The sequence below is a fragment of the Candidatus Amarolinea aalborgensis genome (genome assembly GCF_900491745.1).
In the GTDB taxonomy this organism is placed as follows: domain Bacteria; phylum Chloroflexota; class Anaerolineae; order SSC4; family Amarolineaceae; genus Amarolinea; species Amarolinea aalborgensis.
Genome location: NZ_UETR01000002.1, coordinates 299648 through 321731 on the forward strand (window position 1 = coordinate 299648; position 22084 = coordinate 321731).

Sequence of the window (22084 nt, forward strand, 5' to 3'; positions counted from 1 at the left end):
AGCGCGCCGTCTGAGCATTCATCTCGTTGCCTTTGAGTTGCTGCTCCAGCGGGCGTGCTGCAACACCACCCGGTACCCGTCGGGATCCTCGAAGGTTCTGCCGCTGCGCTCCCAATACGGGTTCGCCGGTTGTACGGGCGATACCCATGCTCCTCCAGCCGCGCCACCAACCGCTGCCAGACGTCGGCGTCGGGCAGATAGAAAAACAGCAAGGTTCCTCACTTGCAGCAAGCCACCGGATACGACTGGCCGCACGTCGCCTGCGCGACATTCGACCCGCCAGCCTCGATGATGGAGCCGTATCCTGCACCCGCGGTAGTCCAGCCGTTGCAGTTTTGTGCGTAGAACCAGTTCCCAGCGCTGGTATCAATCCCCTTCCAGATATCATCATAGGTCTGGTAGGTGGTTCCGCTCGACGAGACCGTCGCCGAGGTGCGCCGGATGTTGTCTACCCAGGCCGCGGGGAAAGGTGTTTGGAACGTGATGCCGCCGTCCCATAACGCTGAACCGATTTCTTGCACCGTGCAGAAATGAGCATCTGGGTCGGTGGCGCGGCACAGCGCCCCCATGCCCGCACGCGCGTCGGTCGCCGCGCCAGTCGTAGCCTGCGCCGTGGTGAAGACAGCCAGCGTCCCTCGCGGGCTGCCGCTTGTATTCCAGGACGAAGCGACGCCCTGGATGTCTAGTGTGTTGATGCGCCCATCGCCGTTGACGTCGCGCACCGGATAATACTCCTGGGCCATGACGGCGCCGGCAATCAGGATGGCGCCCACCACGAGCGCTGCCAACAGCGTGCCAAGAAAACTTTGCTTGAACGGTGACATTCATTCCTCCGTGAACTGAGCTGTGATTTCCTGGCGTCCGGAAGGGCACAAACGACTGTTGCCTTAGAGTATAACACACACGCTGGTCCGCGGCGCAACTGAAATGCTGCCACCGCAGTCCTGAAACGACCAGCCGGCGGCAAGACAAAGCCTTGCCGCCGGCTGGTTTCTCACAAGGAGAGTCAGTTGGCCCAGCGGTAATACCGGTTGTCGAACACAGGGTAATAGCGCTCTTCGATGAAGTCGCACAGCGGCTGTAGATTGCCGGTTTGGCAGAACAACTCGGCTGCCTGCCGGCCCCCGTCCAGGGCGCGGCGATCGGGCAGCAGCATGTCCTGGATGCGCTCAACGTACAGCCTGCGCACCACCAGCTTTGGAGCGGCGTTTATTGCGCGCTCAAAAACCGCTTGACAGAGATTCCACGCCTGCCTATAATATCAACTCCAACTTCACTCCCCTGGCCGACCGGCGGTTTCGGCGTGCGTCCCAGCCAGCCCCGTTCACCAGGCTCAAAACAGGACGCATGAGATGCGCCGTATCCTGGTTGCCAACAATGCCTCCAGGCGCGCTGATGAGGTCTTGCCATGAAAAGAACGATTCCGACGTGGGCTCTAAGAACAGCTCACGCACAAGATCACGATTTGGCGCGAGATTCGCATAGCCGTGGCGCCATGCAAATCCAGTGGCCTGAGCACAAAGCGCTGCGAGATTGGGCCAGGCTGCAAGGCTGGCCGACGCCCTGGTTCAACTTCGAGGCCGCCTTTCTCGCTAAGATGTTCGAAAGCTCGGTGAACTTCGCCCGCGCTGTCACCGAAAGCGGCATCGAGATTCATATTCCCCGGCAGGAGTACACGCTTGCGACGAAAAAGCTTCAGGAGCTTGACGCGCTGTATGACGAACGCTCCCCAAGCGGACAGCCGGTTGGTTGGGGCACCCTGGTCGAGGAACTGCGGGAAATACGTCGCGCCGTCGAAGCTGGCGTTGCCGTGCAGGTTGAGGGTGGGCCGAGTCTGCGGACATGGCAGGGTTTCTATAGCTGGGCGCACGGGCGCTACCATATGCTGGAAGATGGTTACGATAACTGGATTGGCGACGATCACGCATGACCAACCGCTTCTGACGGACGAATTGCCGCTGCGCAGATATCAACCTGTAAACAGCAAGGAACCGCTCGCAAAGGACTTTGAGAAGCGATGAGCTTTGAAATTCGCGCGCTTGACGAAGCTGACCGGGCGTGGGTTCACCAGCTGCTGCAGCAGCAATGGGGAACGGTCGTTGTCTCCCGTGGGCGCCTGCATCATGCCGATCGCTTGCCAGGCTTTGTGGCCGTGCGCGCGGGCGCGCGGTTTGGGTTGCTGACGTTTCACATCGAGGGCGATCAACTGGAGGTTGTGACGCTCAACAGCCTGGAGGAACGGCAGGGAATCGGCGCGGCCCTGCTCCGCGCCGCGCAGGAAACCGCGCGCGCCGCAGGCTGCCGGCGACTTTGGCTCATCACGACGAATGACAACCTCCCGGCTATCGCGTTTTACCACCATCAAGGGCTGAGCGTCGTCGCCGTCCACCGCGGCGCCATCGCATCTGCGCGCCAGCTCAAGCCCCAAATTCCAGAACGTGGCATCGGCGGGGCCCTGATCGAGGATGAAATTGAGTTTGCGCTGCCCATCGCGCCGGCCGATTGAGCGAGCTGGCGCCCAGGCAGCCTTTGCAAGGAGCAGCACTGATGAGCGAAACCGTGATGCGACGCGGCGTGGATTATATTGGCGTGGGCGTCGGTGCGGTGATTGTGCACGACGACGGTCGCGTGTTCCTGGCGCTGCGCGGACCGACGGCCAAAAACGAGCGCGGCCTGTGGGAATTCCCCGGCGGCAGCGTGGAGTTTGGCGAGCGCCTGGCCGAGGCTTTGCGCCGTGAGATTTTCGAGGAGTACGGCGTGGAGATCGAGGTGGGCGACTTGCTGGATGTGGTGGATCATCTGCTGCCGGATGAAGGCCAGCATTGGGTTTCACCGACCTATGTCTGCCGCGTGCTGCGCGGCGAGCCGCTGATCCGCGAACCAGGGAAGTGCGCGGGCATCGGCTGGTTCGCCGTGGATGCGGTGCCCACCCAATTGACGTTGGTCACGCAGGCCAACCTGGCCCATTATCGCCAGCGCCTGCTGCGCGGCGGCGCTCACGCGGGTGCAGTATGACCCACATCGTGACCCCTTCGGCGCGTGCCGCGGCCGCCGCGCTGGCGCAGGCCGCGCTGACCGGCCGGCCGCTCTACCTGGACACCGAGACGACTGGCCTCGGCGCGCATGATGAGATTATCGAGGTCTGCCTGCTGGAAGACGATGGCAGCGTCCTGCTGGCTTCGCTGGTGCGGCCCCAACATACGATCCCGGCCGATGTTGTGCGCGTCCATGGGATCACCAATGCGATGGTGGCCGACGCGCCCACGTGGCCCGAGCTGTGGCCGCAGTTGGCTGAGCAGATCGAGGGGCGCCGCCTCGCCATCTACAACGCGGATTTCGATCTGCGCATGATGCGCCAGTCCCATGCCCGCTACGGCTTGCGCTGGGCGCGTCTCGAACGCCAGAGCCTGTGCATCATGAAGCTCTACGCGCAGTTTCGCGGCGACTGGAATCAGGCCTATCGTTCGTACCGCTGGCACAGCCTCGAAAACGCCGGCCGGCAGTGCGGCATTGCCCTGCCCAACAGCCACCGCGCCGCGGACGATGCGCTCCTGGCGCGCGCCGTTTTGCACGCCATCGCAGGCGCTGCCCTGCATGCCCCAAGCGCCGAGCCGGACCTTTTCTGAATGATCGCTGCGCCGGCGCAGCCCGGGTCAAGTCGGATTGATCGAGAGTTGAGGGAAGAGTGACATCTCCAGTCGAGAACACCGCGCGCAGCGGCAGCCTTGTCCTGTACAAAAATCGGCCCGCGCGCGTGGCGCAGATAGCCGAGAAGCTCGACCTGAACCTCCAGGGCGGCGAGACGGCTCATGTGCGCTTGAAGGACATCACCCTGCTGCACCCTGGCCCGCTGCAGAGCCTGGGCGAGCTGCTGCCGCAGCAGGGCGACGTGCAATCCGCGTGGGAACTGTTGGCCGGCAGCCAGACGACTCTGCCCGAGCTGGCCGATCTCATCTATGGCGCGTTTACGCCCGCGACGGCCTGGGCTGCCTGGCAATTGGTCAGCGACGGTCTGTATTTTCGCGGCGCGCCAGGCGAGATCACGGTGTGCACGCCGGACGACGTGGCGCATAAGCAGGAGGCCCGCCGCGCGGACGCGGCCGAGAAGGCCGCCTGGGCCGAATTCAGCCAACGCGTGCGCCGCCATGAAGCCGCGGCCAATGACGCGCGCTACCTCAAAGAGGTCGAGGCTGTGGCGTTTGGACGCCAGTCGCGCAGCCGGGTGTTGCGCGACCTGGATCGTGAGGAAACGCCGGAGAGCGCCCACGCCCTGCTGCTGGAAACGGGCTTCTGGCCGGTCACGGTCAATCCCTATCCTGTGCGCTTGACCCTGCCCACGACCGCGCCCGACCTGCCCCTGCCCGCCGTTCCCGACGAGGAACGCCGTGATTTGACTCATCTGGCCGCCTTTGCTATTGACGATGCCAGCACCACCTCGCCCGATGACGCCATCAGCCTGGACGCGGACGGGCGCGTGTGGGTGCACGTGGCGGATGTAGCCGCGCTGGTGCGGCCGGATGATCCCGCAGATGAGGAGGCGCGCGGCCGGGGCGCGACGCTCTACCTGCCTGAGGCCGTCATTCCCATGCTGCCCTGGCGCGCCACCGAACTGCTCGGCCTGGGCTTGCAGGAAATTTCACCCGCCTTCTCGTTTGGCATCGGCCTGGACGCCAACGGGCAGGCCGCCAGCCTGGAAATGACGCCGAGTTGGGTGCGCGTCACCCGACTGACCTACGAGGCCGCGGATGCGCGCATGGCCGATGAACCGTTTGCGACGCTCGATCGCGTGCTGCAAGCTTACCATGCGCAGCGCATCGCCAACGGCGCGGTGCAGATGGCTATGCCCGAAGTAGATGTCTTTGCGCACGATGGGATCGTTACGATCAAGCCGGCGTTGCCCTTGCGCAGCCGCAGCCTGGTTGAAAACGCGATGATCTTGACCGGCGACATGGTTGCGCGCTTCGCGTTGCAGCATAGCATCCCACTGGCGTTCGCGGCGCAGGAAATCGGCGACGAAGCTACGCCGGCTTTACGCCACGCGCAGACTTTGTCGCAGATGCTGGCCCTGCGCAAGACCATGCGCCGCAGCCAGTATCGGACCGTGGCCGATCCGCACGGCGGTCTGGGACTCGCGGCCTACGTGCAGACCACCTCTCCCCTGCGCCGCTACCTCGACCTGGTGGTGCATCAGCAGCTGCGGGCCTACCTGCGCGGCGGCCCGCTCCTCAGCCAGGCTGACATCCTGGCGCGCATTGGCGCGACCGAGGCTGTCAACGGCAGCCTGCGCGAGGCTGAGAACAAGTCGAACACGCATTGGACGCTGATTTATCTGCTTCAGCACCCCGAGTGGCAAGGCGAGGGCATCCTGGTGGACAAGCGCGGCCTGCAAGGCACAGTGATTTTGCCTGACCTGGGCCTGGAGCCAACTATCCACCTGCCGGGCGATCTGCCGCTCGATACGAAGTTGGTCATCCAGGCGCGGGGCGTGGATCTGCCGAAGCTCGACGCTCGTTTTCGTATAGTCACTTAGCTATCCCATCCGTCCTGTGGAAATCGGCTTGGACAATGAGCAGTCCCTTATGAAGAATTGGCGCTGCAGGAGGGCGTATGACCACCACGACTCTATTGCCGGCCAGGCGCGCCTTACTGATCGGCATTGGCCGCTACGCGCATCTGCCGACGGCGCGCCAATTGCGCGGCCCCGTGCCCGATGTGCAAGCGCTGGCCGAGCTGTTGCGCGCCGCGTACGCCTTCGATGCCGTCACGTTGCTGACGGACGAGCACGCGACCCGCCAGGGAATCCTCGATGCGCTGGCGGCGCTCGTCAGCGCCGCGCAGCCTGGCGATCTGGTCCTCATTCATTATAGCGGGCACGGCTCCCGCGTGCCCGATGTTCACGGCGACGAGCCAGACGGCTGGGATTCATCCCTGGTGCCGCACGACGGCCGTGATCAGAACGGCCTCGTCCCGGACATCCTCGATGACGAGCTGAATCCATTTTTTGGACGCCTGGTCAACGAACGGCGGGTCGGCGATTTGATTCTGGTTTTCGACAGCTGCCATTCCACTGGCATGACGCGGGCTGATGAAGCGCCTTTTGATCCGAAGCCGCGCAGCCTGGAACCGCCGGCCGCCGCGCCCCGTTTGCTGGAGGCTGATCCGGCCAGCGCCCCGCCGCCGCCAGTTTGGCAGCCAGGGGGCGACCATTTCATCGCATTCTACGCCTGCCAAAGCGCGGAGACCGCGTTCGAATTGACGTTCGATGCGAATACCGTGCACGGCGCCTTGACCGACGCCCTGCTGCGCGCGCTGGCCGCCGGCGAGGTCAAAAGCTATCGCGACCTGTGGGAGAGCGTGGTCTTGCGCATGGCACAAACCTCTCCCCAGCAGCATCCCCAGGTGGAAGGTCAGCTTGATCGCGGTATCTTCGGCCGGGAATCGGTGCAGCAGATGTTCTACGTGCCGGTGCTGGGCATGACCAGCCAAGGGTTGGTGCGCCTGGGCGGCGGGCGCGCGCTCGGGCTGGATGTGGGCGACCGTCTGCGCGTGGCGCCGCCGGGGACGCGGCGCCTAAGCCAGGTCGGCGTTGGCGCGCTGATCGAAATCGCGCCGTTGGGCCTGGCGCTGCACGAGTGCCTGGCGACGGTCATCAGCGGGGGCGGCGCGCAGGCCGGCCAATGGGCGCTGCTTGAAGCCACGCGCGCCGACAATCAGCTGCCCGTGGCCGTCACCCCGGCCGCAGCCTATGCTGGGTTGATTGCCAAGCTGCAGCGGCAGCCTTTGCTGCGCGTCGTGGACGCTGGCGCCGCGGTGACGGTGGAGATCAGCGCGAACGAAGCGCGTTTCCTGGATGACAACGGCCAGGCTCTCTTGCGCCCCTTGAAGCCGAGCGGCTTCGTTTGGCAAGCCGAGGTGGTGGATGGACTGGCCGGGCTGGCCTGGAGGCGAAACTTCCTGCGCCTGTCGAACCCGGACAGCCGCCTGACCGGCGCGCTGCGCGTGGAGGTGTTGGGCCCCGACGCGAGCGCGCTGACGCCCAGCAGTCCGCAGCAGTGGGAAGTGGACAGCGGCGCCCAGGTGCGGTTTTCTGTCACCAACGGCTGGTCGCGCGAACTGTACCTGGCTGTGGTCACGGTTCGGGAAGGCGCAGAACCGGTTCAGGTCTGGCCGCCCGGCTCCGGAGCGTCGCTGCCGGTGGCGCCAGGTCGTGCGGTCACGGTGGATCTGCCAGCAATCGTTGCGCCCCTGGTCGTCAAGGTCTTCGCGGCCACGCGCCAGATTCCGTTCGAACTGCTGACGCGCGGCCGCACGCGCCGCGCATCAAGCGACATTACCTCCGCGCTCAGCCAGATGTTACTGCAGGCGCAGGGCGAACCAGCGCCGCCATCGCCGGCCATCGCCGCGCCTGCCCAGGTCAACCCGACCCGCACCGTCACCCAACCGCGCAGCAGCCGTGACGACGACGACTGGATCACTGTCCAGGCGCTGGTAACGCGTCGAACGTAAAACGTCGGAAGTTGATTGGAGACCGGAGATTAGAGACCGGAGGTTGAAGGCGCCGGTGCGGCCAGATCTGCCTCGATCTCTGCGATCATCGCTGCGCAGAGCGCCAAGTCTTCCTGCTCCGTTTCCAAATCGTTCTCGGCCTCGATGACCAACATCTGCAGGACATCCACCTGGGTTTGCCAGGTCTCACGGCTGGCCTGGTCCCGCGCTTTGCGCAACAGGCGCTGGGCGATCATCATCTCGTACTCTGTGCGCGCCCGTTCAGGTTCGATCGTCTCCCGTATCTTGGTCTGCGCGGCAAGGGCGCGCTTCTTCCATGCCTGCAGCACCTCTTGTTTTGCATCCACCTCGTCCTCCATGTTTGCGATTGAAGGGGTTTACAGTTCTGCCCACACGAGCCGGTCGAACCCCAGCGACACGACCGCATACGTTCGCAAACGCAGCCGCGCGCCGTAGTGCGCCAATAGCTTGGCGCGATACCCCGGCAGCGTCTCCTGCGCTTCCGCCAATTTGGCCTTGATCTGCGGCAGCTCCGCCACGGCGGCCGCGCTGAGCTGGCGCGCCGCCGCTCCAGTCAAATTAGCCTCCTGCAGAGACACGTACTTGAACTCCAACAGAATATCCAGTAGTTGATACTGGCGCATTTCCGGCCGTACGATCATGGTCAGATCGGCATACGTGCGCCCTAACACCGCCTCCGAGTCCATGATGTACGCAATGTCATTGAAAAGGAGCGTCAGAAAAGTGGTCTTGACGGTCAATTCGTTGACCCAGCGATAGTCGCGGTTGTCGAACACGGGGTAGTAACGCTGCTCGATAAAGTCGCACAGTGGTTGCAGGTCGCCGGTCTGCCACAGAACGCGCGCCGCCTGTCGGCCTTCGTCCAAGACCTGGCGATCGGGCAACAGCAAGTCCTGGACGCGCTCGATGTACAGCTTGCGCGCCACCAGGTTCGGAATGCTTAGGATCAACTCGCCCGTTGGCGTGCGCCCACCGAAGGTGAGTACGCCGAAGTAGTAGAGGAAGGAGGCCATGAACGGTGCGTCTTTGACTGCGGTCAGCATGTCCTCCACCCCGAAGCGGTCAGCCAGTGCGGAGACGGCCAGCGCCGGCGCACCGTTGACGGCATCGAGGATGACCTGCCCGCCGCCGGGCAGGCTGGCAATGTAGGCGATCTTGCCGCGATCCATGGCCAGGTTGCTGTCCAGCATATTTTCAGGGTAGCTGCAGGTGCGCTGGAAATGCTTGAAGAAGTAGAGCGCCAGGGTTGGGTTGTAGACGCGCTCGGCGGTTGTGGCCGTGGTGAAGCAATAGCCGTTGTAGAAGGTGCGCACTATCTCCATCGCCTCGGCCGCCTGCGCCTCGGCCCACCCGCACGCGGCCGCGATCTGGCGTAAGGTGACGGCGATCTCGGCTTCGTGGAAGCCGCACAGGTCGTTGAACTCAGGCTGCAGGGTGATCATCTCCGAGATGTTGTAGCCGCTCGTCAGGTCGCTCAGCACGACGGGTGAGACGCCTGTAATGAAGACGCGATCCAATCCAAAACCGCTGGCCGCGCCCTTGATCGCCTTGAACAGTGTTTTCAGCGCGCCTTCGCCGCGCAGTAGGGCATCGTAACGCTGCTTGCCGGTCGGCTGCCCGCCCATCGCCAACTCGTTCGCAAAGTTGTCATACTCGTCAATCAGCAGGTAGAGCTTGTAAGGGGTCTGGCGCATGGCCGTCAGGGCAGACTCGAAAGACGCCACGGCGTCAGTCGGGAAGATCTGGACGGGAGACGACAAGCGATCCTGATAGCGAACTGCGAAATCGTGAATGCGGGCATTGACGTGCCGATAGAGCGCCTGGGTGATGTCTTCGGCAGCGCCCTGGGCGGCTACCAGCGAAAAGTCCCAGCGCATGACGAAATACTGATTGTGCAGCGGGGTGGGTGCATGACCGATCGCCAGGCGGCCGAACAACGACTCGAACTGATCGGCCTTGGCCACATCGTAATAGTTCTCCAGCATGGACAGCAGCAGAGACTTGCCGAAGCGTCGCGGACGCAGGAAGAGCAGTTGCTTGCCCAGGTCCTCGAGCCGGGCGATACGATCGGTGCGATCCAAATAGAAGTAGCCCTCGGTGATCATCTGATAAAAATCACTGACGCCGTAGGGAAATTTCATCGCGCCCTCCTTTCCGTTGCCTGTTTACTGACCAAATTGTATCCCCGCCTGGGCCTGTCGTCAAACAACTCATCATGGTCGGGCAGCCCCATGTGGTCGGCCGTTGGGTTTCTGGCTGCTGAACGCCCTTTTCTTGCGCGCGCCTGACTTTCGTCATACTCCCTGTAATGAATATGGGTTATTCTTACGTTGCTTTCCTTATGGAGGCAAATTCAGGTCGTTTCGTTTTGTACGAGGAGGATGCACGTGAAGGGTTTCATTGATTTCATGAACAAATGGGGCGTGATTGGTCTGGCGATTGCCGTGATCATCGGCGGCAAGCTCAATGGTTGGGTGACGGCTCTGGTAGACGACATCATCATGCCAATTCTCACCTTCTTCATTCCCGGCGGCGCCTGGCGTGATGCGGTGTGGAACATTGGGCCTGTGGCTCTCAAGATGGGGCACTTCATCGGCGCTACCATTGATTTCATCTTGATCGCTCTCCTCATCTATTGGTTCTTCACCCGGGTGCTCAAGGACTCAGCCGTGGCCGGTCAAGCCAAGAAGTAATCCGCTCTGTTCCGCAATGCCGTGTTCGGCGTGGAATCGAGCCATGTTCGCCATGCAGATCGCTGTCTTCCGCTGCTCACACGCATGACGGTGACCCCGATGAACCATGACATCCCCGCATGATCGTCCGTCAAAAAGAGGATGCTTCACAAGAGCATCCTCTTTTTGCGTCTCCGCACCCTGGACGAGCCGGAGCCAAATGGCTCACACGAAGGCACAAAGGCACTGAGACGTCAACCGATTCCTTCGTGTCTTTGTGGCTCTGTGTGAGGATTGCCTGGTCGCTCTACCAGAATTTCACTGGCAAGATCTTGGAATCTCTTCACGTCTCCCTGTGCTGACGCCGCGTAGGCGCCGGCTGCTCACCGGCGACCGACGATGATTCCCTCGGTCAGCATCATGGAGATCGTCTCGTCGCCGCGCACAGGCTGGAAAAATGCGTGCACGCTGCGTTCGGGGTCCAGCAGCCAGGCTTCGAGGTAGGCGCTCATCGGCGCGGAGACCGCCATGCGGCGCAGCCAGTCATAGAAGTCCATCGGCTTGCGCATCGTTTCGGTGTGGGTGACGATCAACCCAACGGCCTGGAACAGATCGGACAGTTCCTGTAAGGTCAGCGCGCGCACATGACTGGGGTCGCGCATCTTCTCGAAGCTGTTGACGGCCTTGGCGATGGGCGGATCGGCCGGCACGATATTGTCAATGACAGCCACGAGGCCGTCGCGACGACAGACGCGCACCATCTCGGCCAGGGCGCGTTCCGGCTGCGGGAAATGGTGCAGCGCGACCCGGCAGGTGACCAGATCAAAACTGCCGGGGCGGAAGGGCAGCTTCTCCACATCGCCCATCTCGAACGTTACGTTGCTGATGCCTCGTTCGGCCGCCAGCGCGCGCGCCTGGCTGACCATCTGCGGCGTCAGGTCGCTGCCCACCACGCGCTGTACGTGCGGCGCCAGCGCCAACGCGGTATGACCCGCGCCGGTTGCCACGTCCAGTACTTCCCAGGTCGGCTGCGGCTGCACGAGTTCGATCAGCCGGCCAAGACTGGCGCCCTGGGCATGAACGGCGCTGGTGGCATAGGCCGCGGCTGACGCGCCAAACTGCTGGCGCACCAGATTCTTGGTTTCTTCACTCATAGCTTCCTCTCAAGGGCCGCGACGGGCGTCATCGGCCGCTTGCCTCCATAATCGGTGTGAATTCAGCCGACGCCAGCAGGTCCACGTAGGTTTGATGCGTGGCGGCATCGAAACAGACCAGGAGGACACGCGTGATCTCGCTGTGGCGCGCCAGGCCGCGGCGGATTTCGGTCAGCGCGATGCGCGCGGCGCGTTCGCGTGGAAAACCATAGGCGCCGGTGCTGATGGCAGGGAAGGCGATGGATTTGACGCCGTGCGCAGCCGCCAGCTCCAGGCTGCGCCGATAGCAGCTTGCCAGCAGCGCATCCTCCTGCGACTTCGGCGAGCTCAGTCGAGCCGCCGCGCCTCCCTGCCAGATTGGCCCGACCGTGTGGATGACATAACGCGCCGGCAAGCGGTAGCCCGCGGTGATCTTGGCGTCGCCGGTGGCGCAGCCGCCCAGCGTGCGACATTCCGCCAGCAAACCCGGCCCGGCCGCGCGGTGAATTGCGCCGTCCACACCGCCGCCGCCCAACAACGATTCATTGGCCGCGTTGACGATGGCATCCACCTCCATCTGCGTAATGTCGCCTTCGACGACCTCGATTTTTCCCGCGCTCCCCACCATTCCCCTCCTGCACTCTCCACCACGCAAGCATATGCGCCACGCACTCCACTCAAAAACAACCTTTCACGTCGCCCACTCACTTCCGGTCTCCGATCTCCAATCTCCGATTTCTAACCTCCGCTCTCTTTTTTCATCGTCAGGCTGACGCGCCCGCGCTCGCTGTCAATCTTGAGCACACGCACGTCCACCACATCCCCCACCTTGACCACCTCATGCGGGTTGCGTACGTACCGCGGCCCCATTTCGCTGACGTGCACCAGACCATCGTGCTTGACGCCAATGTCCACGAACGCGCCGAAATCCACCACATTGCGCACCGTGCCCTGCAACGCCATGCCCTCGTGCAGATTCTCCAGGCTGAGCACGTCCTTGCGCAGGATCGGCGCCGCGGCTAATTCCTCACGCGGATCGCGTCCCGGCCGCGTCAGCGCCTCCAGGATGTCGGCCAGCGTGGGCGCGCCCACCTCCAGCAGCTCGGCCACCTCCTCGATGCGATGCTGCTGCATGTAGCGGGTCACCAGGCCAGACAGGTCTTTGGCCTTGAGGCCGATGCCCAACAGATCGAGCAGGCGCTTGACCACCGCGTACGATTCGGGATGGATGGCGGTGTTGTCCAGCGGGTTGCTGCCGTCGGCCACGCGCAGGAAGCCGGCCGCCTGTTCGAAGGCTTTTGGCCCCAGCCCTTTCACCTTCCTGATCTCCTGGCGACTGCGAAACGGCCCCTGTTCGTTGCGGTGCTCGACGATGGCCTGCGCGACCTTCTTGCCGATGCCGGCCACATATTGCAGCAGCGCCGCAGACGCAGTATTCACGTCCACGCCCACCAGGTTGACGGCATCCTCCACCACGCCATCGAGCGCCTGCTGCAGTTTTTTCTGATCCACGTCGTGCTGATAAAGGCCGACGCCGATGCTCTTGGCGTCAATTTTGACTAACTCGGCCAGCGGGTCTTGCAGACGCCGGGCAATGCTGATCGCGCCGCGCACGGTGACATCCAGATCGGGGAATTCCTCACGCGCGAGCGGCGAGGCGGAGTAGACCGAGGCGCCGGCTTCGCTGACCAGGGTGTAGGCCACGTCGCGCCCGGACTTGCCGCCGCTGTCGCGCAGCTCGCCAATCACCTCGGCGACCAACTGCTCGGTTTCGCGGCTGGCGGTGCCATTGCCAATCGCGATCACGTCCACACGGCCATTCTCGATGACGGGGCGCAGCTGGCGCTTGGCTTCGCTCCACTGTTTTTGTGGCTCATGGGGGAAGATGGCAAACGAGCCGAGGTATTTGCCGGTTTCGTCAACCAGCGCCACCTTGCAGCCGGTGCGAAAGCCGGGGTCAATGCCCAACACCCGTTTGCGTTTGAGCGGCGCTTGCAGGAGCAGGCTCTTGACATTGGTGGCAAAGGTGAGGATCGCCTGATCGTCTGATTTTTCGGTCAGGCTGCCGCGTACGTCACGTTCGACGGCCGGCTGGATCAGGCGTTCGTAGCCATCGGCGATCGCCGCCTGCACCTGCGACGCCGCGGCCGAGCGGCGGTCCTTGATGAACTGGCGGCCGATGTCGCTGAGGATCTCCGCGTCTGGGCCGTGCAGCGCGGCTTTGAGCGCGCCCTCTTTTTCGCCCCGGTTGATGGCCAGGAGTTGATGAGCCGGCACATCCTTGAGCGGCATGGCGAAATCATGGTACATTTCGTACTTTTTGCCAGGGTCGGCTGTGGGCGTCGCCAGCTTGACCACCAGGATTCCCTGGCCCAGCGTCTTGCTGCGGGCAAAGGCTCGCACCTGGGCATCTTCGCTGACGACCTCGGCCACAATGTCACGCGCGCCGGCTAGCGCCGCCTCTGCATCGGGCACGTCCTGGCCGATGAAGGCGGCCGCCAGGGCCGTCAGTGAGCCGCTGAGCTTTTCGGGATGAAGCAGCGCTTCGGCCAACGGCTCCAACCCGCGCTCACGCGCCTGCATGGCGCGCGTACGGCGCTTGGGGCGGTAAGGCAGGTAAAGGTCTTCGACGCGCTGCAAGGTGACGGCGGCCCGGATCTCTTGTTCCAACGCTGGCGTCAGCTTGCCTTGCTCAGCGATGCTCTTGAGAACCGCCTCCTGGCGCGCGTGCAGGTTGCGCAAATACTCCAGACGGCTTTCGATCTGGCGCAGCTGCACTTCGTCCAGGCCGCCGGTCGCTTCTTTGCGATAGCGAGCAATGAAGGGGATGGTATTGCCGTCGTCGAGCAAGGCGACGGTGGCGCTGACCTGCATTGGGCTGACGCCCAACTCGTGGGCGATGAGGGTGGGAATGGAGGCGGCGACAGGCCCTGGGCCTGCAGTGATCGGTTTCGACGTGGTCATCGGTCTCGGCTATGGTTCAAAATCTGCGCCGGGTTGACCGGCGCGGGCAAAATCATAGCACATTTTTTCGACTCTGGCAACACCGGGATTGCAGGGTCAACCCGAAGCCGAGACGGCTGTCTTGCTTGCTGAAGGCTTTGCCCTTTCCTGGCAGGCATGGTAAAATGACTATGGGTTGTTCAAGATTGCGCAAGTAAGCCACGAGTTTGACGCCGCCTGGCCGCGACAACCGCGCCGCGCGGTTGTCGCGGCCAGGCGTCCTTCGTCGGTCAAAGACGACAGCAGACCGGTTGCCATTGGCAGCCGAGCCTAGTTGACAGAAGGAGAAAACATTGAACCTGCAAGAGTATCAATCGAAACGGATTTTTGCCAAGTTTGGCGTCCCCATCCCGCGGGGTGAGGTTGCCACGACAGCCACGGCCGCGCGTGACATTGCCCGCCGCCTGGGCACGCGTGTGGTCATCAAGTCGCAAGTGTTGGTTGGCGGCCGCGGCAAGGCCGGCGGCATCAAGCTCGCCAGTACGCCGGATGAAGCCGAAATGGTCGCCGAACGCATCCTGGGCATGGACATCAAGGGCCTCAAGGTGCGCAAAGTCCTGGTGGATGAAGCGGCCGATATCAAGAAAGAGCTCTACTTAGGCCTGGTCATTGATCGCGCGCAGCGCCGCGTGGTGATGATGGGTTCCAGTGAGGGCGGCGTAGACATCGAAGAGGTGGCGGCTCAAACCCCGGAGAAGATCACCAAGATTGCCATTGATCCCTTCCTCGGCCTCAAAGACTACCAGGCGCGCGAGATGGCGATGACGATGGGCGTCAATCGCGAACTGGTCGGCGATTTCATCCGCATTGCCCAGGCGCTTTACACCGCGTTCATGCAGAGCGATGCCTCCCTGGCTGAGATCAATCCCTTGGCGATCGTGGGCGAGGGCAAGCTGGTGGGCCTGGATGGCAAGATGTCGGTGGACGATAATGCCCTCTTCCGCCATCCTGACCTGGACGAGATGCGCGATGTGGATGAGGAAGACCCGTACGAAGCCGAAGCGCGTCGTTTTGGGCTGAGCTACGTTAAGCTCGACGGCGAGATCGGCTGCATGGTCAATGGCGCGGGCCTGGCCATGGCGACGATGGACATCATCAAGTTCTACGGCGGCTCGCCGGCCAATTTCCTCGACGTAGGCGGCGGCGCACAGGCCGACAAAGTCGCAGCCGCGCTGCGCATCATCCTATCGGACAAGAATGTCAAGGCCGTCCTGTTCAACATCTTTGGCGGCATCACGCGCTGCGATGAGGTGGCGCGCGGCATTTTGACGGCGCTCAAGGAAGTGCCAACCACGGTGCCGATGGTGGCGCGCCTGGTCGGCACCAACGAGGCGGAGGGACGCGCCATTCTCGCGGATGCGCACATGGGCACTGCTTCCACCTTGGATGAGGCCGCGGACAAAGCCGTGCGGGCGTCCAGGGGCGAACTCGCGTTCTGAACGGATACCTAAAAAATGGACGACTGCATCTTCTGTCAGATCATTGCGCACAAGGCGCCGGCGGAGTTCGTGTACGAGGACGACCATGTCGTTGCGTTCATGGACATTTACCCGGCCACCCGTGGGCACTGCCTGATTGTGCCACGACAGCATGTGCGCAACCTGTACGATGTGGCACCCGACGTGGCCGCCGCGGTGATGGCCGTAGCCGTGCGCCTGGCGCCGGCCCTGCGCGATGTCACCCGCGCGGATGGTATGAACCTCTGGCAATCGAGTGAGAGCGCGGCCGGTCAAGTCGTTTTCCATTTTCACATGCACCTACTGCCGCGTTACGCCGGCGACGGCCTGCACGTTCCCGGCAATCGCCGTCGGGCCGCCCCTGCGGAGTTGAATGGACTGGCGACCGACGTGCGCCAGCGTTTGATGGCTTGATCTGGCCTTGATTGTTGAGTCAGGGAGGACTCTGTTCGATGAGTATTTTGGTCAATAAAGATACACGCCTGATCGTTCAGGGCATTACGGGTCGTGAAGGCATGTTTCACACCAAGCAGATGCTGGAATATGGCACCAAATTGGTGGGCGGCATCACGCCGGGCAAGGGCGGCGAATGGGTGTTGGGGGTGCCGGTGTTCGATACAGTGCGTGACGCCGTCAATGCCACCGGCGCCAATGCCTCCATCATCTACGTGCCGGCTCGCTTCGCACCCGACGCCATCCTGGAAGCAGCCGACAGCGACATCAGTCTCATTGTCTGCATCACCGAAGGCCTGGCTACGCTGGATATGGTCCGGGTGCGGGCCTTCCTGGATCAGACCAATGTGCGTTTGATCGGTCCCAATTGCCCTGGCGTCATTACGCCGGGCGAAGCCAAGGTAGGCATCATGCCCGGTCATATCCACACGCCTGGCCCGGTCGGCCTGGTTTCGCGCAGCGGCACGCTGACCTATGAAGTGGTCTATGCGCTGACCGAGCGAGGCATTGGGCAGTCCACGGCTGTGGGCATCGGCGGCGATCCGATCATTGGCACCACGTTCATTGATGTGCTGCAAATGTTCGAAGAGGACGACCAAACGGAAATGGTCGTCATGATCGGCGAAATTGGCGGCACGGACGAGGAGCGTGCGGCCGAGTTCATCGCGCAGCGTATGAGCAAGCCGGTGGTGGGCTTCATCGCCGGGCAAACCGCGCCCCCTGGCAAACGCATGGGTCATGCGGGCGCGATCATTTCTGGCGGCACCGGCACCGCCCAGGAAAAAATGGCCGCGCTGCGCAACGCGGGTGTGCAAGTGGCGCCCACCCCGGTCAAGATCGCAGAGCTGGTGGCGAGCCAACTCAGCCACTAAAACAAATCTTCAGAAACCCGGTTTCTCCCAAAAACCGGGTTTCTCACAGCGCCAGAAACCCGGTTTCGAGTCGAGACCGGGCTTTTTCATCATGCCGAGGCAGGCGATGTTTGACACCATTGATTTGAGCGCTTCCTTCAGCCCTCGCGCGCAGCAGGCGATTGCCTGGCTGCAGGCGCAGCGCGTGACCGGCTGGGTCGTGGGCGGCACGGTGCGTGATGTGCTGCTGCGCCGGCCAGCGCACGACCTGGACCTGGCGGTGCCAGGCGACGCCTTGCGCCTGGCAAAACGCCTTGCCGACGCGTTGGGCGCGGCCTTCTTCCCACTCGATGCCGCGCGCGATGTCGGCCGCGCGGTGCTGACTGAGCCTGATGGCAGTCAGACCTACGTGGATGTGGCCGCGCTGCGCGGCCCCACGCTGGCCGCCGACCTGGGCCTGCGCGATTTTACGCTCAACGCGTTGGCTCTGGATATCCAGGCGCCCGCGGCGGGCGTGATTGACGTGACCGGCGGGTTGGAAGATCTGCGGCGACGCATTCTTCGTGTAGCCAGTGAGCACTCATTCCGCGACGATCCGCTGCGCATCTTGCGCGGCGTGCGCCTGGCGCTGGCGTTCGACCTTACGTGGGATGCGTTCAGCCTGGCGTTGGCGCGCCGCCACGCCCCTGCGCTCGATCAGGTCGCGGCCGAGCGCGTGCGTGAGGAGCTCAATCGGGCTTTCGTATCGTCACGGGCCGATCTCGCGCTGCGCCAACTGGATGACATGGGCGCGCTGGCGGTGGTGCTGCCCGAAATCAAGGCGCTGCAGGGGGTCACGCAGGCGCCGCCGCACCGGCTGGATGTCTACGCGCACACGCTTGAAGTGGCGCGCTGGACGCAGACGCTGCTGGCCGGGGCGGCGCTGGCTCGATCCACGTCGCTGGCAGAAGCCCAGCTCGCAGCCCTGCTGGCGCCCTTTGATCAGGCGTTAGGCGCTTACCTGGGGCAGACTGTGGATCAAGGCCACAGCCGGGCCGGGTTGCTTGTCTGGTCAGCGCTCCTGCACGACATCGGCAAGCCGGCCACGCGTCAGGCGGAGGCGGATGGCGCGATTACCTTCCGCGGCCATGAGGCGCAGAGCGGCCGCCTGGCGGGTTTGCTGCTGAAGCGCCTGGCCTTCAGCGCTGAGGCCAGCCACCTGGCGGCGCGCACCTGCAGCGAGCATCGCCGCGCGGGCGCGTTGGCCGCGTTGACGGCCGGGCGGCCGGATCGCCGCCAGGTGTATCACTATTTCCAGGCCGCGCACCCGGTGGGTGTGGAGGTTGCACTCCTTTCGCTGGCCGATCACCTGGCGGCGTGGGGCGCCGACCTGGTTCCAGAACGCTGGCAGGCGCGTCGCGACGTGGTGCACGCGCTGCTAACCGCCTTTTTTGCGCATTACGCCGAGCAGGTGCGGCCGCAGCCACTGCTTGACGGCCGCCAACTGCTCGCGGGCCTAGGCCTCGCGCCGGGGCCGCAGATCGGCGCGCTGCTGGCGCAGCTGCAGGAGGAACAGGCGGCCGGCGTCATCACCACCGAAGCCGAGGCCTGGGATTTCGTGCGCACGAGCGCGGCGTTGTGAACGAAATCCTGCGCCGTAACAAGGAAATGTTGAAGGCGCTCCAATAGACAGAAGCGAGGTTTTATGCGTGTTGATGGTCGCGCTTACGATGCGCTGCGCCCGTTCAAGATTGAGTTGGGCTTCACGCGCTACGCCGAAGGCTCGGTGTTGGTCACGCAGGGCAACACGATGGTGCTCTGCAATGCCACCCTGGAAGAGGAGAAGCTGCCGGCCTGGCTGGAACAGGCCGCGACGCCGCGCGGCTGGGTGACGGCGGAGTATGCGATGCTGCCGCGCAGCACGCACACGCGCAATCCCCGTGAGACAACCCCGCGCGGCCGCACGCAGGAGATCAGCCGCTTGCTGGGCCGCAGTCTGCGCGCCGCCGTCAATCTGAGCCTGCTCGGCCGCCGCCAGATCATCGTGGACTGTGATGTGATTCAGGCCGACGGCGGTACGCGCACGGCCGCCATCACGGGCGGTTACGTGGCCCTGGCTCTGGTTGTGCGCCAATTGATCGCGGCCGGCAAGGCGCCCGCGGCCGTGCTGCTGCCCGCGGTGGCCGCGGTGAGCGTCGGCGTGGTCAACGGCGAGGCTCTGCTTGATCTGTGTTACGACGAGGATGTCAAGGCCGAGGTGGATTTCAACCTGGTGCTCAATGGCCTGGGGCAGTTCATCGAAGTGCAGGGGACGGCCGAACGCCGCGCCTTCGACCGCGACGCGCTGGACCGCCTGCTTGACCTGGGCGCGGCCGGGATCAGCCAACTGTTGGCCGCGCAGGCGGACGTGCTGCGAACCGGATGAGGGCCGGCGCCCGACAACGCCGCTGATATCGGACATGGCAGGTTCGTAAACGTTTAGAGACATGGAGAGGGCGCAGATGAACGCAGGCTGCGCACGCAGATTCCGCTGTGTTGTTGGATAACAGATGCGGCCCCGGCGACGTATATTGCCGCGGGCGCTGAGGTCCTATTTTGGTCTCATCTGCGTTGTTCTGCGTGCATCTGCGTCCTGCTCATAGACCTCATGGCCGGCTGCGCAGGTTACGATCCTTGCAGCTTGCGCTCCAGCCGCTCACGCCGATGCTGCAAGGCGGCCAATGCTTCGCGCCGCGCCGACGTGCGCGGCCAGGCGGCCGCCTCATGCTCTGCCCAACGCGTCCACATCAGCGCGGCCGCGCAATCGCTGCCATGCCACTCATGGTACTTCGCCAGTTCCACAAACGGCTCCAGGTCTTTCGCGCTGGCGCCGCGTTTGACATGCGTGATCCAATCCTGCCATGTTTCTGCAGCCTCTGGCAGGCGCTCCAAGCGTTTGAGCAGCTGGCCGAGCCGGCTGAAGGTTTGCAGCCGCACGTCGTCCGGCAGCGGGTGCGACAGCGCGTCGCGATACGCGCGCTCGGCCTCCGGCGCGCGACCGGCCTGGTCGTAGGTCCACCCCAGCGCCGCCATGTCCAGCGCGTGGATTGTCTCGCCGGCCCACGGATCGGCCAGCAGACGGGTCAGCGTGGAGGCCAGCGTGACCATGGAGAGGATGTCTTCCAGGTTGTGGTAGAAGACGCCCACCAGGTCCTGTGCGTTGCCCGTTTGCAGGTACTGGAAGTAGAGCGACGGGATCAACCAGCCTGGCACGTCGGCCTGATCCCGGCGCAGGCCGAGCACCTGCGTCTCCAGGCTGCTCAGCGCGCACGACGGCAGGCGCTGGCGCCACACGCGGCGCGCCGGATGGAGCAGATCGAGGTGCGGCGCGGTCGTCAGCCGTGGGGTCTGGCGGTGCATGATGAAGCGATTGGTCAACAGCGGCAAATCGAAGGCGCGGCCGTTGAAAGAAACGAGGCTGGTGGCAGCATCGAGCACGTCGGCCAGCGCGTGCAGCACCGCCCGCTCCTCGCGCTCACTGCGCATGAAAAATTGGCGCACGATGAAGGATGGAGCCGCGGCGCTGACTCCCTCGCTGTGCGCGGCCGCGGCAGGCGATTCGAAGGCGCCGACGCCAATCATGAAGGCATACGCGCCGGCGCCGCCGCTAAGCCCGCTGGTTTCCGTGTCCAGGAACGCCGCGCGGGCGAAATCGAAGTCCTCCAGGTTTGCTTCGGGATAGAGAGCAGCCAGCGTCTCCACCGGTTGACCGAGGCAGGCGGCCAACGGATAGCGACTGCGCAGCGTTTCGCCGGGGTAGACCACCTCGCGCACAAAGCACGGCCCGTGCGGCGTTTCCACGACACGGCCTGGCACCAGGTTTTCCACGCCGTGATCGGACGCGGCCGCACGCGGTTCGGCGCGCGGTGTGAGATGAGACACGCCGCGGCTGATGCCTAGTTTGTCGCTGATGCGATCCAACTGCGCCTGCAAGTCTGCGTTCATATGACGTTAGCTGCCGGGGAAGATCAAGGTGAGCGCCACCAGGGATGCGTTGTAGAGCGTGTGCAGGGCAATCGCCATCGTCAGGTTGCCGCGCTGGCGGATGACGCCCAAGACGAGGCCGAGCAGGAAGACCTCGAAGACGGCCGGGCTGAGTCCATATTGGACATGGATGACGGCAAAGAGGAACGAGGTGAAGAGCAGCCCGAAGCGCGGCTGCAGCGCGCCGCGAAAGACCAGTTCTTCACCCAGGCCCGCCGATAACCCGATGGTGAGCGCACCCAAGGGGGAGATCAAGCCACCAAAGAGCGCGTTGGAGACCTTGCCGATGCGCTCGAAACTGACGGGGTCGAAGTTTGCCCAGGCCCAGGCGACGCCTTGATCGAGCAGGACGAAGACGATGGTCAAGCCAATCACCAGGCCCCACTGCCGTCCGCTCGGCATGTGCAGTCCCAGGCGGTCTGTTACCTCGTCGGTGGAACGGCGTAGCCAGAGGCCGACGCCGAAAAGTCCCATGATGATGAAAGCCGCGCCCTGCTGCCACAGCTCTGACAGGCCTAACACGCTGCCCATGTTGGCGATTGAATCCAGATTGCCCCCCAGCATGGCTAATTGGATTGGCACAGAGCCGAGCAGGTAAACCGCAAACGCGAGCGCAGTCATGTGCACGGGGGAGGCGGGGTCAAGGGGCAGCAGCCGCGCCAGGCCGCGACGCACGGCCGGGATCAACGGGAGGAAGGCGACAACGCCGGTCGCCATCATCCATAGGCTCACCCCGGCCCAATCTGGTCGGAACGGCATTTGGTTGAGGGGATTGGTTGGCTGGGAAGCCAGCAAGGCCGGGATGATCAAGAAGAAGGCGCCCAAAAAGATCAAGGCCATGTTGAACAGCGTGAGCAGAATGGTTGTGACGACGCGCCAACTGCTGGCGCGCACCGCCAGGTTCGCGGCCAACAGGAGCACGATGAAAGGAACAAACTGTAGAAAAACCATACGATGTCAGAACCCCCAGTTCTGGCGGAGATAGC

The 22084-nt window shown here is 63.7% G+C and carries 22 protein-coding genes; 12 read left to right on the forward strand and 10 right to left on the reverse strand.

Annotated features, from left to right (window positions below):
• Nucleotides 1-18 precede the first annotated feature (18 nt).
• The 3 genes from ACPQ6D_RS04110 to ACPQ6D_RS04120 all read right to left on the reverse strand — a co-directional run bounded on the left by ACPQ6D_RS04110 (nt 19) and on the right by ACPQ6D_RS04120 (nt 1189).
• Nucleotides 19-255, reverse strand: coding sequence for a hypothetical protein (locus ACPQ6D_RS04110; protein WP_423223025.1), 237 nt, complete (start codon nt 253-255; stop codon nt 19-21).
• Nucleotides 219-824, reverse strand: a complete 606-nt coding sequence (locus tag ACPQ6D_RS04115) for a hypothetical protein (protein WP_423223026.1) — start codon at nt 822-824, stop codon at nt 219-221. The genes ACPQ6D_RS04110 and ACPQ6D_RS04115 overlap by 37 nt, the downstream gene beginning before the upstream one ends.
• A 182-nt stretch (nt 825-1006) precedes the next feature.
• The gene (locus tag ACPQ6D_RS04120; protein ID WP_423223027.1) at nt 1007-1189 is read right to left on the reverse strand and encodes a hypothetical protein; all 183 of its coding nucleotides are present in this window, start codon (nt 1187-1189) and stop codon (nt 1007-1009) included.
• A gap of 306 nt (nt 1190-1495) precedes the next feature.
• Between ACPQ6D_RS04120 and ACPQ6D_RS04125 the strand changes: the two genes are divergently transcribed.
• From ACPQ6D_RS04125 to ACPQ6D_RS04150, 6 genes are all read left to right on the forward strand, one after another.
• Nucleotides 1496-1930, forward strand: a complete 435-nt coding sequence (locus ACPQ6D_RS04125; RefSeq protein WP_423223028.1) for a hypothetical protein — start codon at nt 1496-1498, stop codon at nt 1928-1930.
• A gap of 87 nt (nt 1931-2017) precedes the next feature.
• A complete protein-coding gene (locus ACPQ6D_RS04130) occupies nt 2018-2506 on the forward strand; it encodes a GNAT family N-acetyltransferase (RefSeq protein ID WP_423223029.1) in 489 nt (162 codons plus the stop codon).
• Between the two features lie 41 nt (nt 2507-2547).
• The gene (locus ACPQ6D_RS04135; RefSeq protein WP_423223030.1) at nt 2548-3015 is read left to right on the forward strand and encodes an NUDIX domain-containing protein; all 468 of its coding nucleotides are present in this window, start codon (nt 2548-2550) and stop codon (nt 3013-3015) included.
• On the forward strand, nt 3012-3626 hold the full coding sequence (locus ACPQ6D_RS04140; protein WP_423223031.1) for a 3'-5' exonuclease: 615 nt from the start codon (nt 3012-3014) through the stop codon (nt 3624-3626). The genes ACPQ6D_RS04135 and ACPQ6D_RS04140 overlap by 4 nt, the downstream gene beginning before the upstream one ends.
• A 59-nt stretch (nt 3627-3685) precedes the next feature.
• Nucleotides 3686-5530 carry a ribonuclease catalytic domain-containing protein gene (locus ACPQ6D_RS04145; protein WP_423223032.1) on the forward strand — a complete coding sequence of 615 codons (1845 nt, stop codon included), beginning with the start codon at nt 3686-3688 and terminating at the stop codon, nt 5528-5530.
• Between the two features lie 77 nt (nt 5531-5607).
• Nucleotides 5608-7506 carry a caspase family protein gene (locus tag ACPQ6D_RS04150; RefSeq protein ID WP_423223033.1) on the forward strand — a complete coding sequence of 633 codons (1899 nt, stop codon included), beginning with the start codon at nt 5608-5610 and terminating at the stop codon, nt 7504-7506.
• A gap of 29 nt (nt 7507-7535) precedes the next feature.
• On the opposite strand, the gene ACPQ6D_RS04155 is transcribed toward ACPQ6D_RS04150, so the two are convergent.
• Both ACPQ6D_RS04155 and ACPQ6D_RS04160 read right to left on the reverse strand, forming a co-directional pair.
• The gene (locus ACPQ6D_RS04155; protein ID WP_423223034.1) at nt 7536-7853 is read right to left on the reverse strand and encodes a hypothetical protein; all 318 of its coding nucleotides are present in this window, start codon (nt 7851-7853) and stop codon (nt 7536-7538) included.
• Nucleotides 7854-7883: 30 nt separating this feature from the next.
• A complete protein-coding gene (locus ACPQ6D_RS04160; RefSeq protein WP_423223035.1) occupies nt 7884-9668 on the reverse strand; it encodes an AAA family ATPase in 1785 nt (594 codons plus the stop codon).
• A 246-nt stretch (nt 9669-9914) separates the two neighbouring features.
• On the opposite strand from ACPQ6D_RS04160, the gene ACPQ6D_RS04165 reads away from it, so the two are divergent.
• Nucleotides 9915-10220, forward strand: coding sequence for an MscL family protein (locus ACPQ6D_RS04165; RefSeq protein ID WP_423223036.1), 306 nt, complete (start codon nt 9915-9917; stop codon nt 10218-10220).
• A 362-nt stretch (nt 10221-10582) separates the two neighbouring features.
• Here ACPQ6D_RS04165 and ACPQ6D_RS04170 read toward each other — a convergent pair whose 3' ends face one another.
• The 3 genes from ACPQ6D_RS04170 to ACPQ6D_RS04180 all read right to left on the reverse strand — a co-directional run bounded on the left by ACPQ6D_RS04170 (nt 10583) and on the right by ACPQ6D_RS04180 (nt 14296).
• Nucleotides 10583-11353, reverse strand: coding sequence for a class I SAM-dependent methyltransferase (locus ACPQ6D_RS04170; protein WP_423223037.1), 771 nt, complete (start codon nt 11351-11353; stop codon nt 10583-10585).
• Nucleotides 11354-11381: 28 nt separating this feature from the next.
• Nucleotides 11382-11960 carry an O-acetyl-ADP-ribose deacetylase gene (locus ACPQ6D_RS04175; protein WP_423223038.1) on the reverse strand — a complete coding sequence of 193 codons (579 nt, stop codon included), beginning with the start codon at nt 11958-11960 and terminating at the stop codon, nt 11382-11384.
• Nucleotides 11961-12070: 110 nt separating this feature from the next.
• Complete coding sequence (locus ACPQ6D_RS04180; protein WP_423223039.1) at nt 12071-14296, reverse strand: Tex family protein; 2226 nt, start codon at nt 14294-14296, stop codon at nt 12071-12073.
• 332 nt (nt 14297-14628) lie between these two features.
• Between ACPQ6D_RS04180 and sucC the strand changes: the two genes are divergently transcribed.
• From sucC to rph, 5 genes are all read left to right on the forward strand, one after another.
• On the forward strand, nt 14629-15774 hold the full coding sequence (gene sucC, locus ACPQ6D_RS04185; protein ID WP_423223040.1) for an ADP-forming succinate--CoA ligase subunit beta: 1146 nt from the start codon (nt 14629-14631) through the stop codon (nt 15772-15774).
• Nucleotides 15775-15789: 15 nt separating this feature from the next.
• Entirely contained in the window at nt 15790-16206 is a 417-nt protein-coding gene (locus ACPQ6D_RS04190; protein WP_423223041.1) for an HIT family protein, read from the forward strand.
• Between the two features lie 38 nt (nt 16207-16244).
• Nucleotides 16245-17117 (forward strand): succinate--CoA ligase subunit alpha, encoded by an 873-nt coding sequence (gene sucD / locus ACPQ6D_RS04195; RefSeq protein WP_423223042.1) that lies wholly within the window; start codon nt 16245-16247, stop codon nt 17115-17117.
• A 106-nt stretch (nt 17118-17223) separates the two neighbouring features.
• Nucleotides 17224-18717, forward strand: coding sequence for a tRNA nucleotidyltransferase/poly(A) polymerase-related protein (locus ACPQ6D_RS04200; protein WP_423223043.1), 1494 nt, complete (start codon nt 17224-17226; stop codon nt 18715-18717).
• Between the two features lie 63 nt (nt 18718-18780).
• Complete coding sequence (rph, locus tag ACPQ6D_RS04205; RefSeq protein ID WP_423223044.1) at nt 18781-19500, forward strand: ribonuclease PH; 720 nt, start codon at nt 18781-18783, stop codon at nt 19498-19500.
• Between the two features lie 239 nt (nt 19501-19739).
• Here the strand turns inward: rph and ACPQ6D_RS04210 are convergent, their stop codons facing one another.
• Nucleotides 19740-21059: a ribonuclease H-like domain-containing protein gene (locus tag ACPQ6D_RS04210; RefSeq protein WP_423223045.1), complete on the reverse strand. Its 1320-nt coding sequence runs from the start codon at nt 21057-21059 to the stop codon at nt 19740-19742.
• Nucleotides 21060-21065: 6 nt separating this feature from the next.
• Nucleotides 21066-22049: a CPBP family intramembrane glutamic endopeptidase gene (locus tag ACPQ6D_RS04215; protein ID WP_423223046.1), complete on the reverse strand. Its 984-nt coding sequence runs from the start codon at nt 22047-22049 to the stop codon at nt 21066-21068.
• Between the last annotated feature and the right edge of the window lie 35 nt (nt 22050-22084).

What these genes read in the sequence shown, in the direction of transcription:
- ACPQ6D_RS04115 (WP_423223026.1), bottom strand. Translation starts at nt 824, where the DNA reads ATGTCACCGTTCAAGCAAAGTTTTCTTGGCACGCTGTTGGCAGCGCTC.
- ACPQ6D_RS04125 (WP_423223028.1), top strand. Translation starts at nt 1,496, where the DNA reads ATGCAAATCCAGTGGCCTGAGCACAAAGCGCTGCGAGATTGGGCCAGG.
- ACPQ6D_RS04130 (WP_423223029.1), top strand. Translation starts at nt 2,018, where the DNA reads ATGAGCTTTGAAATTCGCGCGCTTGACGAAGCTGACCGGGCGTGGGTT.
- ACPQ6D_RS04135 (WP_423223030.1), top strand. Translation starts at nt 2,548, where the DNA reads ATGAGCGAAACCGTGATGCGACGCGGCGTGGATTATATTGGCGTGGGC.
- ACPQ6D_RS04140 (WP_423223031.1), top strand. Translation starts at nt 3,012, where the DNA reads ATGACCCACATCGTGACCCCTTCGGCGCGTGCCGCGGCCGCCGCGCTG.
- ACPQ6D_RS04150 (WP_423223033.1), top strand. Translation starts at nt 5,608, where the DNA reads ATGACCACCACGACTCTATTGCCGGCCAGGCGCGCCTTACTGATCGGC.
- ACPQ6D_RS04160 (WP_423223035.1), bottom strand. Translation starts at nt 9,668, where the DNA reads ATGAAATTTCCCTACGGCGTCAGTGATTTTTATCAGATGATCACCGAG.
- ACPQ6D_RS04170 (WP_423223037.1), bottom strand. Translation starts at nt 11,353, where the DNA reads ATGAGTGAAGAAACCAAGAATCTGGTGCGCCAGCAGTTTGGCGCGTCA.
- ACPQ6D_RS04175 (WP_423223038.1), bottom strand. Translation starts at nt 11,960, where the DNA reads ATGGTGGGGAGCGCGGGAAAAATCGAGGTCGTCGAAGGCGACATTACG.
- ACPQ6D_RS04180 (WP_423223039.1), bottom strand. Translation starts at nt 14,296, where the DNA reads ATGACCACGTCGAAACCGATCACTGCAGGCCCAGGGCCTGTCGCCGCC.
- ACPQ6D_RS04190 (WP_423223041.1), top strand. Translation starts at nt 15,790, where the DNA reads ATGGACGACTGCATCTTCTGTCAGATCATTGCGCACAAGGCGCCGGCG.
- sucD (WP_423223042.1), top strand. Translation starts at nt 16,245, where the DNA reads ATGAGTATTTTGGTCAATAAAGATACACGCCTGATCGTTCAGGGCATT.
- ACPQ6D_RS04200 (WP_423223043.1), top strand. Translation starts at nt 17,224, where the DNA reads ATGTTTGACACCATTGATTTGAGCGCTTCCTTCAGCCCTCGCGCGCAG.
- rph (WP_423223044.1), top strand. Translation starts at nt 18,781, where the DNA reads ATGCGTGTTGATGGTCGCGCTTACGATGCGCTGCGCCCGTTCAAGATT.
- ACPQ6D_RS04210 (WP_423223045.1), bottom strand. Translation starts at nt 21,059, where the DNA reads ATGAACGCAGACTTGCAGGCGCAGTTGGATCGCATCAGCGACAAACTA.
- ACPQ6D_RS04215 (WP_423223046.1), bottom strand. Translation starts at nt 22,049, where the DNA reads ATGGTTTTTCTACAGTTTGTTCCTTTCATCGTGCTCCTGTTGGCCGCG.